The 14,864-nt window shown below is 61.9% G+C and carries 14 protein-coding genes; 4 read left to right on the top strand and 10 right to left on the bottom strand.

All coding sequences use genetic code 11. The annotated features are described in order from the left end of the window. Nucleotides 1–28: 28 nt before the first annotated feature. The 4 genes from BMZ79_RS00925 to BMZ79_RS00910 all read right to left on the bottom strand — a co-directional run bounded on the left by BMZ79_RS00925 (nt 29) and on the right by BMZ79_RS00910 (nt 5,568). Nucleotides 29–1,930, bottom strand: a complete 1,902-nt coding sequence (locus BMZ79_RS00925) for a hypothetical protein (protein WP_090635778.1) — start codon at nt 1,928–1,930, stop codon at nt 29–31. Further along, complete coding sequence (locus tag BMZ79_RS00920; RefSeq protein WP_090635776.1) at nt 1,930–3,660, bottom strand: DNA repair helicase XPB; 1,731 nt, start codon at nt 3,658–3,660, stop codon at nt 1,930–1,932. Before BMZ79_RS00920 ends, BMZ79_RS00925 begins: the two co-directional genes overlap by 1 nt. 151 nt (nt 3,661–3,811) lie before the next feature. Further along, a complete protein-coding gene (locus BMZ79_RS00915) occupies nt 3,812–4,255 on the bottom strand; it encodes a CBS domain-containing protein (protein WP_090635774.1) in 444 nt (147 codons plus the stop codon). A 110-nt stretch (nt 4,256–4,365) separates the two neighbouring features. Then, nucleotides 4,366–5,568 carry an amidohydrolase gene (locus BMZ79_RS00910; RefSeq protein ID WP_090637035.1) on the bottom strand — a complete coding sequence of 401 codons (1,203 nt, stop codon included), beginning with the start codon at nt 5,566–5,568 and terminating at the stop codon, nt 4,366–4,368. A 227-nt stretch (nt 5,569–5,795) separates the two neighbouring features. Here BMZ79_RS00910 and BMZ79_RS00905 point away from each other — a divergent pair, with 227 nt between their 5' ends. Continuing rightward, nucleotides 5,796–6,140, top strand: a complete 345-nt coding sequence (locus tag BMZ79_RS00905; RefSeq protein ID WP_090635772.1) for a YugN family protein — start codon at nt 5,796–5,798, stop codon at nt 6,138–6,140. Between the two features lie 20 nt (nt 6,141–6,160). Beyond that, nucleotides 6,161–7,330 (top strand): putative lipid II flippase FtsW, encoded by a 1,170-nt coding sequence (gene ftsW / locus BMZ79_RS00900; RefSeq protein ID WP_090635771.1) that lies wholly within the window; start codon nt 6,161–6,163, stop codon nt 7,328–7,330. A 57-nt stretch (nt 7,331–7,387) separates the two neighbouring features. On the opposite strand, the gene BMZ79_RS00895 is transcribed toward ftsW, so the two are convergent. Beyond that, on the bottom strand, nt 7,388–7,777 hold the full coding sequence (locus BMZ79_RS00895; RefSeq protein ID WP_090635769.1) for an Asp23/Gls24 family envelope stress response protein: 390 nt from the start codon (nt 7,775–7,777) through the stop codon (nt 7,388–7,390). A 171-nt stretch (nt 7,778–7,948) separates the two neighbouring features. On the opposite strand from BMZ79_RS00895, the gene cax reads away from it, so the two are divergent. After that, entirely contained in the window at nt 7,949–9,010 is a 1,062-nt protein-coding gene (gene cax / locus BMZ79_RS00890; protein WP_177221940.1) for a calcium/proton exchanger, read from the top strand. A gap of 114 nt (nt 9,011–9,124) precedes the next feature. Here cax and BMZ79_RS00885 read toward each other — a convergent pair whose 3' ends face one another. The 5 genes from BMZ79_RS00885 to BMZ79_RS00865 all read right to left on the bottom strand — a co-directional run bounded on the left by BMZ79_RS00885 (nt 9,125) and on the right by BMZ79_RS00865 (nt 13,845). Continuing rightward, nucleotides 9,125–9,406, bottom strand: a complete 282-nt coding sequence (locus BMZ79_RS00885; protein WP_090635766.1) for an Fpa/YlaN family protein — start codon at nt 9,404–9,406, stop codon at nt 9,125–9,127. A gap of 139 nt (nt 9,407–9,545) precedes the next feature. After that, nucleotides 9,546–9,785: an HPr family phosphocarrier protein gene (locus BMZ79_RS00880; protein ID WP_090635765.1), complete on the bottom strand. Its 240-nt coding sequence runs from the start codon at nt 9,783–9,785 to the stop codon at nt 9,546–9,548. A gap of 78 nt (nt 9,786–9,863) precedes the next feature. Further along, entirely contained in the window at nt 9,864–10,979 is a 1,116-nt protein-coding gene (locus tag BMZ79_RS00875) for an aminopeptidase (protein WP_090635763.1), read from the bottom strand. A 93-nt stretch (nt 10,980–11,072) separates the two neighbouring features. Next, nucleotides 11,073–11,804, bottom strand: coding sequence for a hypothetical protein (locus BMZ79_RS00870; protein ID WP_218154633.1), 732 nt, complete (start codon nt 11,802–11,804; stop codon nt 11,073–11,075). 172 nt (nt 11,805–11,976) lie between these two features. Then, a complete protein-coding gene (locus BMZ79_RS00865) occupies nt 11,977–13,845 on the bottom strand; it encodes a GGDEF domain-containing protein (RefSeq protein ID WP_256252494.1) in 1,869 nt (622 codons plus the stop codon). A gap of 381 nt (nt 13,846–14,226) precedes the next feature. Between BMZ79_RS00865 and rpsD the strand changes: the two genes are divergently transcribed. Beyond that, the gene (rpsD, locus tag BMZ79_RS00855) at nt 14,227–14,826 is read left to right on the top strand and encodes a 30S ribosomal protein S4 (protein ID WP_090635757.1); all 600 of its coding nucleotides are present in this window, start codon (nt 14,227–14,229) and stop codon (nt 14,824–14,826) included. The last annotated feature ends 38 nt before the right edge of the window (nt 14,827–14,864 follow it).

The following is a 14,864-nucleotide window of genomic DNA, read 5'->3' as shown; positions in this document are numbered from 1 at the left end:
AAAGGTAGAGCGGACTGGGAAATCGCGGTTATCGGACGCCGAGCGGCGGCGGCAGCACGAGCATCATTTCATCCCACATGCCGGGATACAGCTTCGTGACCGTCTGAGGCTCCTCCGCGTCCGGGCGATAGCCGGCGACCGCCCATCCGTCCGCCTCGTCGACGATCCGCTCCGGGATGAACGCCGTCGCGACGCCTTCGCAATTCAGTCTCACCGTCGCGCGCCAACTTAATGCCTGCTCCAGCAGTTCCCTTCGGGTCGAATGATGGTAGGTTCGGAATTGCTTCAGCCACATGGAAGGCACCTCGTCGATGCCGGCGAACAGCTGCTTCACGGAAGGACGCTCGTTCAGCAGCTCGTAACCGCCCTCCCCGGAAGGCGGGTAAACGAACGCGGCGCCGACGGGCTTAGGCTCGCCGGGCCCGGAAGCGGATCCGCCGGCTCCGGGAACGGTATCGCCGCGCGGCTCGAGGCCGGCGCGCGCAGCTCCGGGAGTATCGCCGCGCGCAGCTCCGGCGGCGTCGGCGCGGGCCGTGCCCGCCGCTTCGTCCCGCACCGTTCCCGCCGCGGCCGTTCGGGCATCCATGCCCATCCGGATCATCGCGCGGACCGTGTCCGGCAGCGGTTCGCCCGTCATCGCCTCCACGGCCGCGGCCAACGAATCCGCCGTATGGCCGGCCCCGGCCGCGCGGGCGTAGCCGTGCGTCTCCAGCCTGTACGCCGTCATGTGGTCGGTACGCCGGCGTTCCGCAAGCCCTTCCAGCTGCCAGCGGACGGAATAGGGACAATCCTCGTACGCGAACATTTCGCCGTCTGGCGTCAGCTGCACCGGGGGCGGGCCGAATGCCGGCTCCGCCGGTTCCCGTCCGCCCTCCTCCCGCGGCGCGTCCGTGAGCCCGAGCGGGTCGAGGCGCCACCGAACCGCGGGCTCGCCGGCACCGTCGGCCGCGAGCTCCAGCCAGCCCAGCTGCCGCAGCAGGCGGCACCACGGCTCGATCGCCGAGGGCTGCGGCTTCGCCAGCAGCGCTTGCCCGGCCGCATGCGACGCGTCGACGTCGCGCAGCCGGAACCATTTGCCGGCCTCGAGCGCGGCAAGCGCCGCCGCGCCGGCCGCCGCCGGGCCGTTCCGCGCCGCGATCGCCTCGACGAGGCTCCGGCACAGCGCCGTTTCCCTGTCCGCGGCATCCAGGCGCAGCCAAGCCTCCCAAACCGCGTCGTCCCGCGCGAGCGATTGCCCGCTTCGGACGAGCCAGCCCTGCCGCGCCATCGTCTCCAGCGCGAGCAGCACGCCCGCCGGATACGCCTCCGCCTCCGCCCCGGCCGGCGGCGGAAGGAGCGGCGCGAGCGTTTCGCCCCGGACATGCAGCTGCTCGGCGGCTTTGGCCACCGTGCGCTTGGCCAGAACGCCCTTGGCCGTCAGCTTCAGTCCGGCTTCCCCCATCGCTGCCATGACGTGCAGCAGCTGCAGGCTGAACGGCGGGACGTAGCCTTCGTCGTCGATCGGCCGCACGGACAATGGGTCGACTTCGGGCGGCTGCGGGCTCCGCGTGGACCGGATCGCGCGGCGCCAGACGAAGAAGCTGTCCGGCGGCAGCACGAACAGCTTCTCGCCCCAGCCTCGGCGGACGGGGAATACGATGCCCGCCTCCGCAAGGCGCAGCAACCCGAGCCGCAGGTCGGCCCCGGCGGCGATGCCCGGGCGGGCGGCTTGCAGCAGCTGCTCTTCCTTAAACGGCGCCGGCCCGAAGCCGGCCAGAATCAGCCCGAGCGTCAAGGCCGCCTCCTCCGGCAACCGGGTCCATACCGTCCGCGCGCACTCCGGGTTCAGCATCGCCTCCGGCCAAGACGCCGCCAAGCCGGCCCATATCGCTTGCTCCCGCAGCCGTCCGGCCTGCTCTTCCGTCAACTTCGCCGCGATATCGTGCGCCATCACCGCGCTGCCCCCCGTTTCAGCGCGGCTGCGCCACCCGGCAGCCGGTTTTGCGGCTCGCGCCATTCCGTCAGCTCGTACCTGTAGCCCTGCTCGAGCAGGAACAGCTGCCGCCGGCTCGCGAATTCCGTCTCCTTCGTACCTTGGGTGACGACGGTATAAAACCAAGCCTCGTTATCGCCGGCCTTCGGCCGCAGCACGCGGCCGATCCGCTGCGCTTCCTCCTGCCGGGAGCCGTAGCTGCCCGACACTTGAATCGCGACCGCCGCTTCCGGCAGGTCGACGGCGAAATTGGCGACCTTCGATACGACGAGCACTTGAATTTCGCCGGTCTTGAAGCGGTCGTACAGCGCCGTCCGTTCCTCGTGCGGCAGCTCGCCCGTCAGGACGGGCGCTTCAAGCGCTTCCGCCAGCCGGTGAAGCTGGGTCAAATATTGGCCGATCACGAGCGCTTGCTTGCCCGCATGCCGTTCCAGCAACCCGCGCACGACGTCGATTTTGTCTTTGTTTTCGCCGGCCAAGCGAATCTTCGCCTTCTCGTCCGCCTCCATGTACGCCTTCGCATCGTCGCTCGCCAGCGGAATCCGGACCTCCGTGCAGGTCAGGGACGCGATCCAATTCCGCGTTTCCAGCGTCTTCCACGGCAGGTCGAACCGCTTCGGGCCGATCAGCGAGAAGACGTCCTCTTCCCGGCCGTCTTCGCGCACGAGCGTGGCCGTCAGTCCCAGCCGCCGCGTTGCCTGCAGATCCGCCGTCATCCGGAACACGGGCGCGGGCAGCAGATGCACCTCGTCATAGATAATGAGTCCCCAATTCCGCTGACCGAACAACCGCATATGTCCATATTCGTCGCTCTTCTGGCGGCGGCTCGTCAAAATCTGGTACGTCGCGATCGTAACCGGCCGGACTTCCTTGGACGAGGCGGCGTACGTGCCGATCTCGTCTTCCCGGAGCGACGTCTTGTCGAGCAGCTCGGCCTTCCATTGCTGGACCGAGGTCACGTTCGACGTCAGGATCAGCGTGTCGCACCGCAGCCGCGCGAGCGCCGCGATGCCGATGACCGTCTTGCCCGCGCCGCACGGCAGCACGAGCACGCCGCTTCCGCCGTCCGCCTGCCCTTCGCGGTAAAACAAATTGACCGCCCGCTCTTGATAGTCGCGCAGCCGGAACGCCCGCCCGCCCGCCGTCTTGGTCCGCAGCCCGACGTCCAGCGCCTCGCCGTGCCGGTAGCCGGCCTTGTCCAGCACCGGGTAGCCGAGCCGGATCAGCTCCTGCTTCAGCAGGCCGCGGGCCTCCGGCTTCACGCTTCGCCGTCCTTCCGCCGTCTCTTCCGGCTGCAGCGCGGCGGCTACCGCCGCATGCTCGCCGAGCGCGGCGAGCAGCTCCTCTTCGCCAAGCAGCAGCAGGCGGCCGTCCGGCGTCTGCTCCAGCAGCAGCTTGCCGTAACGGTCGCCCAGCTTGCGGACGGTGCCGACGACCTGCAGCGGCAGGTCGTACGCGCTGTGCGCGGCGAGCGCCCGCAGCACGTCGTCCGGCGTCATGCCCGCCGAAGCGGCGTTCCACAGCGACATCGGCGAGATCCGGTACGTATGGATATGGCCCGGACGTTTGATCAAGTCCGCGAACCGGTTTAGCTGCTCGCGCGCCGCGTCCGCCTGCTCGTGCCGGTCGTCGAGCAGGACGGTCATATCCGCCTGCACGCTCAACGGCCGATGCTCTCGTTTCAACATATTTCCAGCTCCCGCATGTATAGTCATCAGTCAGTATGAAGGAATGGAGCCGATTTTATGCATTTGCCGCCGCCCCGGGCAGTAGCGCGCGAAAAAACGCAATCCCCGAAGGAATTGCGTTTTCCATGAATTTCGATTCGCGCGCCGACGCTCAGTGATACGCGTGCGTTTCGCCCGTGCCTTGCTCGGAGATGCTGCTGAGCGCTTGCCCGGCTTCGTCCACGAAAATTTCGCGGACCGCCAAGTCGCCGATGGATACGATGCCGACCAGGTTGCCGTTCTCGACGACCGGCAGCCGCCGGATCTGATGGCTGGCCATGATTCTCGCCGCCTCGTCGCCCGAAGTGCCCGCGTCGATCGTCTTCACCTCGTCCGTCATCACGTCCGAGACGGCGGTCGAGCCGGAATGCTTCTCCGCGTACCCGCGAATCACCAAGTCCCGGTCCGTCACGATGCCGATCAGCTTCTTGCCTTCCACGATCGGCACGAAGCCGATATCGTGGTCTCTCATCAATACCGCCAATTCATACACGTTATCCTTCAGCGTGGCCGTTACGCAATCCGTCGACATCAATTCCTTGACTACGCGTGACATCGTCGCATGCCTCCCTTTGGTTCGTCGCTTGCGTCCCTTAGGTTGGCCCCGTCCGGTTGCCGCCATGCGCCGCGCGCGACGTCAACTCTTGCCATGCCGCCGCTGCCGGATCAGGCCGATTCGCCGTTCCGTCCGGCCAACGCTTCCGCCGCGAAATCCTCCGCCATCGCGATCATCAGCTTTGCCGCCCGCAGCATGGCCCGCTCGTCGATGTCGAACCGCGGGTGATGATGCGGAAACGTCGCGCCGCAGTCCGGATTGCCCGCGCCGACGAACATGAAGCAGCCCGGCGCTTCGCGCAAGTAGTACGTAAAGTCTTCCCCGGCCATGATCAGGGTCGATTCGCGCACGGCCTCCGCCCCGAACGTCTCGGCCGCGACTTGGAAGAACCGTTCCGCCTCCTTGGCGTCGTTCACGACCGTCGGATACCCGTCGCGGTATTCCAGCGAAGCGTTGGCCCCGTACATCGCGGCCGTCTGGCCGACGATCGCCTCCAGGCGCTCCTTCGCCAAGGCGCGGACGTCTTCCGAGAACGACCGCACCGTGCCCGTCAGCCGGCAGCGCTCGGCGATGACGTTGGCCGTCGAGCCCGCGTGGAACGACCCGACCGTCACGACCGCCGGGTCGAGCGGATTGACGCTCCGGCTGACGATCGTCTGCATCGCCTGCACCATCGCGGCGCCGACGACGACGGCGTCGATAGTCTCGTGCGGCAGCGCCCCGTGGCCGCCTTTGCCGGCGATGTCGATATAGATCTCGTCCGGCGCGGCCATGAACGGGCCGGACCGGGTCGCGACGACGCCGTAAGGCAGCGGCGTCCACAGATGCACGCCGTAGACGGCATCGACGCCTTCCAGCGCCCCGTCCGCGATCATGCCGACGGCGCCGCCCGGCGACACCTCTTCGGCCGGCTGGAACAGGAAGCGCCGCTCGCCGGCGAAGCCGTCCCGGTTGGCTTGATAGAACGCGGCGATCGCGAGCATCGTCGCGGTATGCGCGTCATGGCCGCACGCGTGCATGACCCCCGGCACCTGCGACGCGTATTCCGTCCCTTTCTCGTCCTGGATCGGCAGCGCATCGATGTCCGCCCGCAGCGCGATCGCGGGTCCAGGCCGTTCGCCGCGGACGGTCGCCACGAGCCCGTAGCCGCCTACGCCTTCCCTGACCTCGCAGCCGATGCCGCGGAGCCGTTCCGCGATCCAGCGGGACGTTTCCCGCTCGTGGAACGACAATTCCGGATGCCGGTGCAGGTACCGGCGCGCATCCACCATATTCGGATAAGCAGTTTGCAGCTGTGCATCCACCCTTGCCATCACGCTCACGCTTACAAACCCCCTATTCATTGAATCGTTTGCGATCTCTTTATTGTAACAGAAGCCCGGAAGGGGACGGAAGTTGTTTGTCCGCGAAAGCGGGGATTTTTCGTAAAGCTGTCACTTTTGCCCGCGGAAGCCCGTTCGGCGAAGGCTTGCACTGCCTCATGAAAACGACTATCATAAATGAAGAATAAACCTGCTTTTAGTTAGAAGGAGGATCACCGATGATTATTGAGAATACGGGCTTGAACGGCATGAGCAGCGAACTCGCGCATCTCGACGAATCCGCGGAGAAGCTCGGCTTCGTGCGCTGGCAATGGGAATATTACCGCGCGACGTACGACCTGAAGCTGGAGGATCGCGCCAACCGCGAAGACTACTACCTGCGCTTCAACACCCGCGCGATCGAGGGGAAGCTGGAATCCGCGCACGCCGTGCTGCAAGTGGAGTCCGTTTATATCGGACGGGCTACGTTCCCGCACGGGCTGGACTATGATTCGCCGATTCCGCAGCCGATCCTGAACGCGGCTTCGCAGCGCTTGCAAGAATTGAAGAAGCTGCTCGCCTAACCCGCGCGATGAGTCCACAAATGAAACCAAAGACGAACGGCCTGCGCGGCAGGCCGGATTTCTTGCTTCTCGTGCTCACCCTCCTGCTTGTCGGCTTCGGACTGATCATGGTCTTCAGTGCCAGTTCCAACACGGCGGTCATTTCCAAGAGCAACAATTTCGACGCCTTGTACTTCACGAAGCGCCAGCTTCTCTTCGCGGTGCTCGGCACGTTCAGCATGTTCGTCGCGATGAACATCCCCTATACGGCGTTTAAGAAAGGGTTCGTCATCTACTTTTTCCCCGTATTGATCATGCTCATCCTCGTCCCGTTCGTCGGCAAAAGCTTGAACGGGGCGCGCAGCTGGTTCGGCATCGGCTCCCTGGGCATTCAGCCGACGGAGTTCGCGAAGCTCGGTCTCGTGCTCTATCTGGGCTCGTTGATCGCCAAGAAAGGCGAGAAATTCAGGGATTTCAAGAAAGGACTCGTTCCCGTCTTTATCATCATCGCCGTCATTTGCGGACTCATCATGCTGCAGCCCGATCTTGGCGCCTGCATCGTCATCGCGGGCACGTCGCTCATCATCATCGTGGCCGGCGGAGCGAACCTCAAGCAGCTCTTCCTGTCCGGCGTGATCATCGCCTCCATCGTAGCCGCGCTCGTCAGCGTCTCGATGCTGCACGACCCGGACAGCTGGACGTACCGGATCAACCGCTTCACGGCGTTCATGGATCCGACCTCGGACATGCAGAACACGACGTACCACCTGTCGCGCTCGCTCGAGGCGCTCGGACACGGCGGGATCACCGGCGCGGGCTTCGGCCACAGCGTCCAGAAGCTGCGGTACATGCCGTATCCGTACAGCGACTTCATCTTCTCCGTCATCGGGGAGGAATTCGGCTTCATCGGCAGTCTCCTGTTCCTAGTCTTCTACTTGTTCTTCATCTGGCGGGGCATGCTCGTGGCGATTCGATGTCCCGACACGTACGGCACGATCGTCGGCGTGGGGATCGTCAGCCTGATCGCGGTGCAGGCCATCATCAACATCGGCGGCGTCACGGGCGCGATGCCGCTCACCGGCGTTACGCTGCCCTTCATCAGCCATGGCGGTTCGTCGCTCATCGTCTGCCTGCTCGGGATGGGCGTACTGCTCAGCATCTCCCGCGAGTACAACCGGCCGTTGCAGGAGAAACCGCTCGCGCGCAAATAAATCCGAAAAAGGCATGTCCGCGATGGACATGCCTTTTTTTGCGTTTCGTTCGTTTCGTTATTTGAGACGAGCCGGCGCCTCTGGTTCCACCGGGATTTCCTCTTCCTTGAAGGCCACGCCTTCGACCTTGATGTTCACTTCCACGACGTGCAGCCCCGTCATGTTCGCGACCGCTTCGCGAACGTTCTCTTGCAGCTGCCGGCATACTTCCTGAATCGGAATGCCGTATTTCACGATAATCCGCAGATCGATCGCCGCTTCGAGCTGGCCGACTTCGACCGATACGCCTTTTTGAGCGTTCTTGCCGCTGAGACGTTTCGCAAGGCCTTCGGATATCCCCCCGGACATTGCAGCAATGCCAGGAGTTTCAAGCGCAGCCAAGCCTGCGATCGTGGCGACTACGTCGTCGGAGATACGAATGATGCCGGTTTGAAGTTCTTCTGCCATGCCACTCACTCCTCGTTCACCTAATGCTTTCATGCTTTCATTGTAATGGAAGGTTACCCATGAAGCAAGGTATCCGGCCGGTCCGTTTCCAAGTTTACACAAATGACTTTTTCCGCTATAGTGTTTACAGATTTCGATTTCCTATATCCGCAGAACGAGGTGCCTGAACCATTGAATCAAAAACTGTTTTTTCTGCTTCTCGCTTGTCTGTTCGTCCTTAGCGGGGTCGCTCACTACGCCCACTTCGGGACCGTCGCCGAGTTCATCATCTCCGCTCTCGCGATCCTGTTCGTGGCCGGCTTCCTGGGGAAAGCGACCGAGAGCGTCTCCCATTACGCCGGACAGCGGCTCGGCGGATTCCTGAACGCGACGTTCGGCAACGCGGCCGAGCTGATCATCGCGATCTTCCTCGTACGCGCGGGCTTGTTCGATATGGTGAAGGCGAGCATCACCGGCTCCATCATCGGCAACCTGCTGCTGGTCCTCGGGGCGAGCGTGCTGCTCGGCGGCCTGAAATACAAGGAACAGCGGTTCAACGTCCAGCTGGCCAGCCACAACTCGTCCCTGATGATTCTCGCGGTCATCGCGCTCGGCATTCCGGCGATCTTCATCTCCACGCAGCACTTCTCCGCGCACAAGTCGGAGCTGCTCAGCTTGACCATCGCCGGCATCTTGATCGTCGCCTACGTCCTGTGGCTGATCTTCTCGATGATCACGCACAAGGACGTGCTCGCGGACGTCGAGGAGACCACGCCGGATCACGGCGAAGAAGCAGCCTGGTCCAAGACGACCTCCGTGCTGTTCCTCGTCCTGGCGACCGTCATGACGGCCTTCGTCAGCGAATGGCTCGTCAGCACGCTGCATACGTTCACGGCCAAGTTCGGCTTCTCCGAAGTGTTCATCGGGGCGTTCCTGATCGCGATCGTCGGCAACGCGGCGGAGCACAGCGCGGCCGTCATGCTCGCCATGAAGAACAAAATCGGCGCGGCCGTCGAAATCGCGGTCGGCAGCAGCCTGCAAATCGCCTTGTTCGTGGCGCCGGTGCTCATCCTGGTCAGCACCTTCTTCGGTCCGACGATGGACATCGTCTTCAGCCCGATCGAGCTCGCCGCCATCGCGGTCTCCGTCTTCATCGCCAAGTCGATCTCCAAAGACGGAACGACCAACTGGTACGAGGGCTCGCTGCTGATCTTCGTGTACATCATTCTCGGCATTTCGTTCTACCTCGTCTAAGGCCCTTTGAAGCGCAAGGACGCAAAAAAGACGCTCCCGTACGGAGCGTCTTTTTTCGTATGGCCCATCGGTCTTTCGGCCCATTTCAAAAAAAAGCAGCTGCGAAAAGCGCGGCTACTTCTCCAACGCCTCGTACAGCTGCGCCAAATTCCGTTCCAGCTTGCTGATGATTTCCTTGCCGACCCCTTCGGCTACGAGCCCCGCGCGAATGGCAAAATCGATCTCTCGGGAAAAGCCATATATTTGAGTATCCAGCACCTCTTCGTAGAGCGGACATTGTCTCGTCGTCAAATTTTCCATTTGCACTTCGATCAGCTTCTCGATTTTGGTGGCGTCCTCGTGAAGGAGGTTCAGCGCTTTTTGATGCAAATGAATAAGAACATCGGATGAAGACATCGTAACCCTCCTTGTCCATCAAGCTTATCGTCTTTATCCTTTATATTAGACGATATCGAAGCAATGTACAAGGATAAAACAAACAAGCGCTCCACCGATTGCTCAGTGAAGCGCTTACCTTGTCGTTTAGAACGAAACGCTATTCGATGACCGTAACGTTCAGGTTATGTTTCGCGAATACTTCGGACATCGCCGCTTTGGCTTCTTCCGCATCCGGACCGTGGACATGCAGTTCATAGGAGTGTCCGCCGACCAATGTCGTGAAGAGACCGAGGATGCTTTTAACGTCGATGTATTTGTTCTCGGCTTGAAGAACGATCGACGACCGGAATTTATTGGCCGTTTGGGAAATGTCTACGATTGCCGCGTTATTGGACATAGGAATCCCTCCATTATTTAGTTGACTGCGCTAACTTCACTCATCATAACCCGATTTCCCCATTCCTACAAGAGCCTTTTACTTTAAATTTTCGGGATTCAGGCCAAGCAGTTCGGGCAGTACGAACAGGCCGTTCTTGCGGATCAGCACGTCGTCGAAATACACGTCGCCGCCTCCGTATTCGGGCCGCTGAATGAGCACGAGATCCCAATGCACGGCCGAACGGTTGCCGTTGTCCGCGTCTTCGTAGGCCTGGCCCGGCGTAAAGTGCAGGCTTCCGGCGATCTTCTCGTCGAACAGCGTATCCTTCATCGGATGCAGGATATACGGGTTGAAGCCCAGGCTGAATTCGCCGATGTAGCGCGCGCCTTCGTCCGTATCGAGCACTTCGTTCAGCTTGTCCGTCTGGTTGCTTGTCGCCTCGACGATCTTCCCATCCTTAAACGTGAACGCGATGTTCTCAAACGTGATGCCGGAATAGACCGACGGGGTGTTGTACGTGATCGTGCCTTGCACGGACTCGCGGATCGGGCAGGAGTACAGCTCGCCGTCCGGAATGTTTTTCTCGCCGGCGCATTTGATCGAGCCGATGCCCTTGATCGAGAACGACAGGTCCGTCCCCGGCGCCGTGATGCGCACGCGGTCCGTCCGGTCCATCAGCTCGCGGAGCGGCTCCATCGCCTTGTCCATCTTGCCGTAGTCCAAGTTGCACACGTCGAAATAAAAATCCTCGAACGCTTCCGTGCTCGTGTTGGCCAGCTGGGCCATCGCGTCGTTCGGATAGCGCAGAACGACCCACTTCGTATGCTTCACGCGCCGCTCCGAATGGATCGGATGCCGGTAGTACTTGTCGTACAGCCGCATTTTATCGCCCGGCACGTCCGCGAGCGCGTTGACGTTCTCGCCGGAACGGATCGCGATGTAGCCCTGCATCGCCTCCATCCGCTTCAGATCGAAGGACGCCCACAGCTTGATTTGCTCTTCGGTCGCGTTCATCAGCATCGCGCGAAGCACCGAGCGGTCACTCGTCTCCACGAACGGACGGCCGCCGCGCTTCGCGACCTCTTCGACGAGGCATTTCGCCAGATCGCGCTCGGAGCCGATCATGTCGATCAATACGTTTTCTCCGGGCTGCACGTTGATGGAATGGCTGACGAGGTTCTGCGCCAGCTTCCGGATTCTTGGATCATGCATCGTTCATTACCTCCATGGTTCGATCGTTACGGAGTTAATCCTATCACGTTTGGCCGGCCGATGCACGAGTATGGCACGGCCCTGCGTTCCGATTCACGGCCGCTTGAACGCGATCCGCGTCGTCCGGCTTTCCCGCGCCGGCTTGCCGTTCGCCTCGTAGCGGAACTCGGTCCGCTCTTCGAGCGACAGCGGCAGCAGCTTCTTGCGGTCGATGGCCAGCGTGCTGGTCGATCGCACCGACATCGTCGACAGCATCGCCTCGAATTCCTTCCTGGAACGGTCGAGCTCCCGGTCCCATGCTTCCCGGAACGCGGACGGTTTCGCTTGGCTGCGCGTCCCGTCGTCCCGCGCCGAGGCAGCCGGACTATTCGCGGGCACTTTATTCTCCAGCAACGCGAACTCGCTTCGCAGCCGGTTCGACCAGACCTTCGCGGCTTTCGCCGGGTCGGCCGTAATGCGCAGCACGGTCCGCTGTCCGTTCGACGCTTCGGGCACGACCTCCGCGCGCGCCGCCATGCGCTCGACATCGTTCAGAAGCCGAAGCGGATGGACCCCGGCCGGCATCTCGTCCGCCCCGCCTTCGGTCTGGACGGACACTTGGTCATGATGCTGCACCGTGCCGCGAAAAGCGGCGGGGCGGCTCGCCGTCCCGCTCGCCGCGCCGATCGCGGTGTCGCCGCTGAACGCGTACCGGTCAACGCCCGACAAGCCCGATACGGACAGCGACAACAGCTCCTTCGGCGACCGGTTCGCGTCGTGGGCGCAGCCGGACAGCGCCAGCGCCAAGCCGCATGCCCCCGCGATCCTGCCCATTGATTTGTTCATATACCAGCTCATCAAATCCACCATCCTTCAAGCTTGATTGCAAGCCTCCCGGATAGCGTCTGTCTCCCGATTCTTCTTTATGTACGCGACCTGTACGAAACGGAAAAACGGCGGGCTCTATGCCCGCCGTTTCCGTTATAATGAGCTCTCGTTATGGCCGGCCGGCGCGCTGTCAACCGACGCATATCCGGTTCCGTCCGTTTTTCTTCGCTTCGTAGAGCGCCATGTCCGCGCGGTTGAACAACGACTCGACGCTGATTTTCTCTTCCTCGAAGATCCACTCCGACAAGCCGCACGAGACGGTGACGGCGGGGTTCGTGTGCGCTTCGACGGCGCTGCGGATCCGCTCCGCGATCCGGTACGCTTGGCCGGACTGGATGTCCGGCAAGTAGACGGCCAGCTCTTCCCCGCCCCAGCGCGCCGCGATATCGGAATCCCGGATGCTGGCGCGAATGACGTCGCTCACGATGACCAGGATGCTGTCGCCGGTCAAATGCCCGAACGTGTCGTTCACGCGCTTAAAATGGTCGATGTCGACGAGAACGAGCGAGCCGCATCGGTCCTTCCGCTGGCGCAGCTGGATCTGTTCGTTGAGGTAATGCCGCGCGTGCAGCCCCGTCAAATTGTCGGTTATGACCATCCGCCGCACCTCCGCGTGCAGCGAGGCGTTGGAGATCGCCAGCCCGATATGCGTGGAGAGGACCTGCAGCAGCTTGTAGTTCTCGTACGAGAAATAGTTCGGTACCCTGTGCGACACGAGGATGACCCCGACGACCTCCGTTCCCGCCATGACCGGCGCGGCGATCAGCGAGCGCGATCCCGTGGCGTCCATCAGCCGGGAATCGACGACGCGCGTCGCCGTATAATCGGAGATGATCAATGGCTCCTTCGTGCTGTAGACGATGCCGCAAAAACCGTAGCCGGCGGAATACAGCTCGTTCGCCGCAGCCGGCACGTTGCTCGCCACGATCTGGAAGTGGTTATCCGCGCTCAGCTGCAGCAAATTGCAGTAGTCGGCTTTGAAAATCTGCAGCAGCTCGGTCATCGCGAATTCGAATATCTCGTTCAGGCGCAGCGACTGATTCAGCCGCTTCGTCAATTCGTTGATCAGCTGCAGCTCGCTCACCAGCAGGTTGGATTGCTCGAACAGCTTCGCGTTCTCGAACGCGAAACCCGCGGTCTCCGTCAGCATCGCGACGGATTGAAGCTCCGGCGCGTCCCAATCCTCGCCGGGCAGCGCCAGACTCAGCACGCCGTATACCGCCTGCTTGCCCCGCATCGGAATCGCCAGCCGGATCGTGCCGTCCGCGTCCGTCCCCGTCACCGGCCTGCCCGACAAAAAGGCGTCGGCGTTCAGGTCGTCGCTCGTATGCCGCAGCAGCAGCGGCTGAATCCGCGAGTCGCCGTCGACGTAATCCTGCGTCAAAAACAAATGCGCGTTCGCGCTCGGATAGAGCAGCCCGACGTCGTCAAGCAGCGCGCGGAGCACGGAATAGACGTCGTTCAAGTTATTCAGCCGAATGGCCGCTTGAAACAGATTGTCGCGCCGCCGGGCTTCCCGTTCGTTAAGCCGATGCCGCTTGATCGCCCGTTGAACGGCCGCGGATTCGGCGGCGCGCTCCCATTTCTCGCGGAGCAGCATGGCGGCTATCTGGAGGAGCGGCCGGTAGAACGCCTCGTCGACCTCGCCCGACGGCTCCAAAGCAAGGCTCGGACCGTTCAAAGGGCCGCCTGCTCGGCCGAATAGCGGCTCTTCCAGCGCGCGCGGGCCGGCGGAACCGGTGCCGCTTTGCCGGCGCGCTACTACATCGCCGTGCTCGTTCGACAGCCGAAGCGTATGGCGCGCAAGCGGGGAATCGACGGCCAGCGCTTCCGCCAGCCAGCTCTCCCAAGCCTGGGCCAGCAGGTCTTCGCAGAGCGGCTCGCCGCCGAGGTTATACGCGCCCGAAGGCGTCCAAGCGTCGGGCTGCTGCGCTTCCTTCGGCTCCTCCGCCCGCAGGCCGCCGGGAGCCGGTTCGCTCATTTTCGTGGAATCGTTCATACGCAGCATCACCCCGCTCTGTCGTAAACCTCATGATTAATCGGTTATCTCTACCCTTCACTATACTGGAAAACTAGCTGGATTGCACTAGAAATGATTCGTGCTAATAGGACTTTGGTTTCAGTTCTTGAGTCGCATCGATGTTGCCGTTTACATGGGCGCGGACGCTAGTCATGACTTGACAAAACGCCATGATTTTATATAATATTTTATAGTTGAATACATGGGAGCGGTTTTGTGTCACCCTCAAGAGGCTGTCGCGGTCAGGCCTGCGGCTGAACATGCCCGATCGGACTTCGCTGCCCGGCAGCGTAGCGCGGACAGTACTCGGCGAAACACCCATTTTCAAACATTCCATTTGAAGAAGGAGTTTTACGACACATGTCAAGATATACAGGCCCTAAATTCAAACTCTCCCGCCGCCTCGGCATCTCCCTGAGCGGTACGGGCAAAGAACTGAAGCGCGCATTCCCTCCGGGTCAACACGGTCCTAACCAACGCAAAAAAATGAGCGGCTACGGCATTCAACTGCAAGAGAAGCAAAAACTGCGCCACATGTACGGCGTAAACGAAAAGCAATTCCGCAACCTGTTCGACAAAGCGTCGAAAATGAAAGGCATCTCCGGCGAAAACTTCATGACGCTGCTTGAAAGCCGTCTGGACAACCTCGTATACCGTCTCGGTTTCGCGAACTCCCGCGCAGGCGCGCGTCAGCTCGTATCCCACGGTCACGTGACGGTCAACGGCAAGAAAGTCGACATCGCTTCGTACACGGTTTCGGTCGGCGACGTTATCGGCCTGCGCGAGCGCAGCCGCGCCCTGAAATCGATCAAAGAAGCGGTGGAAGGCCGCAACTTCCTGCCGAACTACCTGGAATTCAACGACGCTGCCGTCGAAGGCAAATACGTTCGTCTTCCGGAGCGCGCGGAGCTTCCGCAAGAGATCGACGAGAAGCAAATCGTCGAGTTTTACAGCCGTTAATAAGCAAGAGGTCCAAAGCGAATGCTTTGGACCTCTTT

The organism is Paenibacillus sp. UNC496MF (assembly GCF_900113915.1).
Classification (GTDB): domain Bacteria; phylum Bacillota; class Bacilli; order Paenibacillales; family Paenibacillaceae; genus Paenibacillus_Z; species Paenibacillus_Z artemisiicola.
Note: the sequence above shows the minus strand (reverse complement) of the source record. Positions and strands in the feature narration are given on the sequence as shown.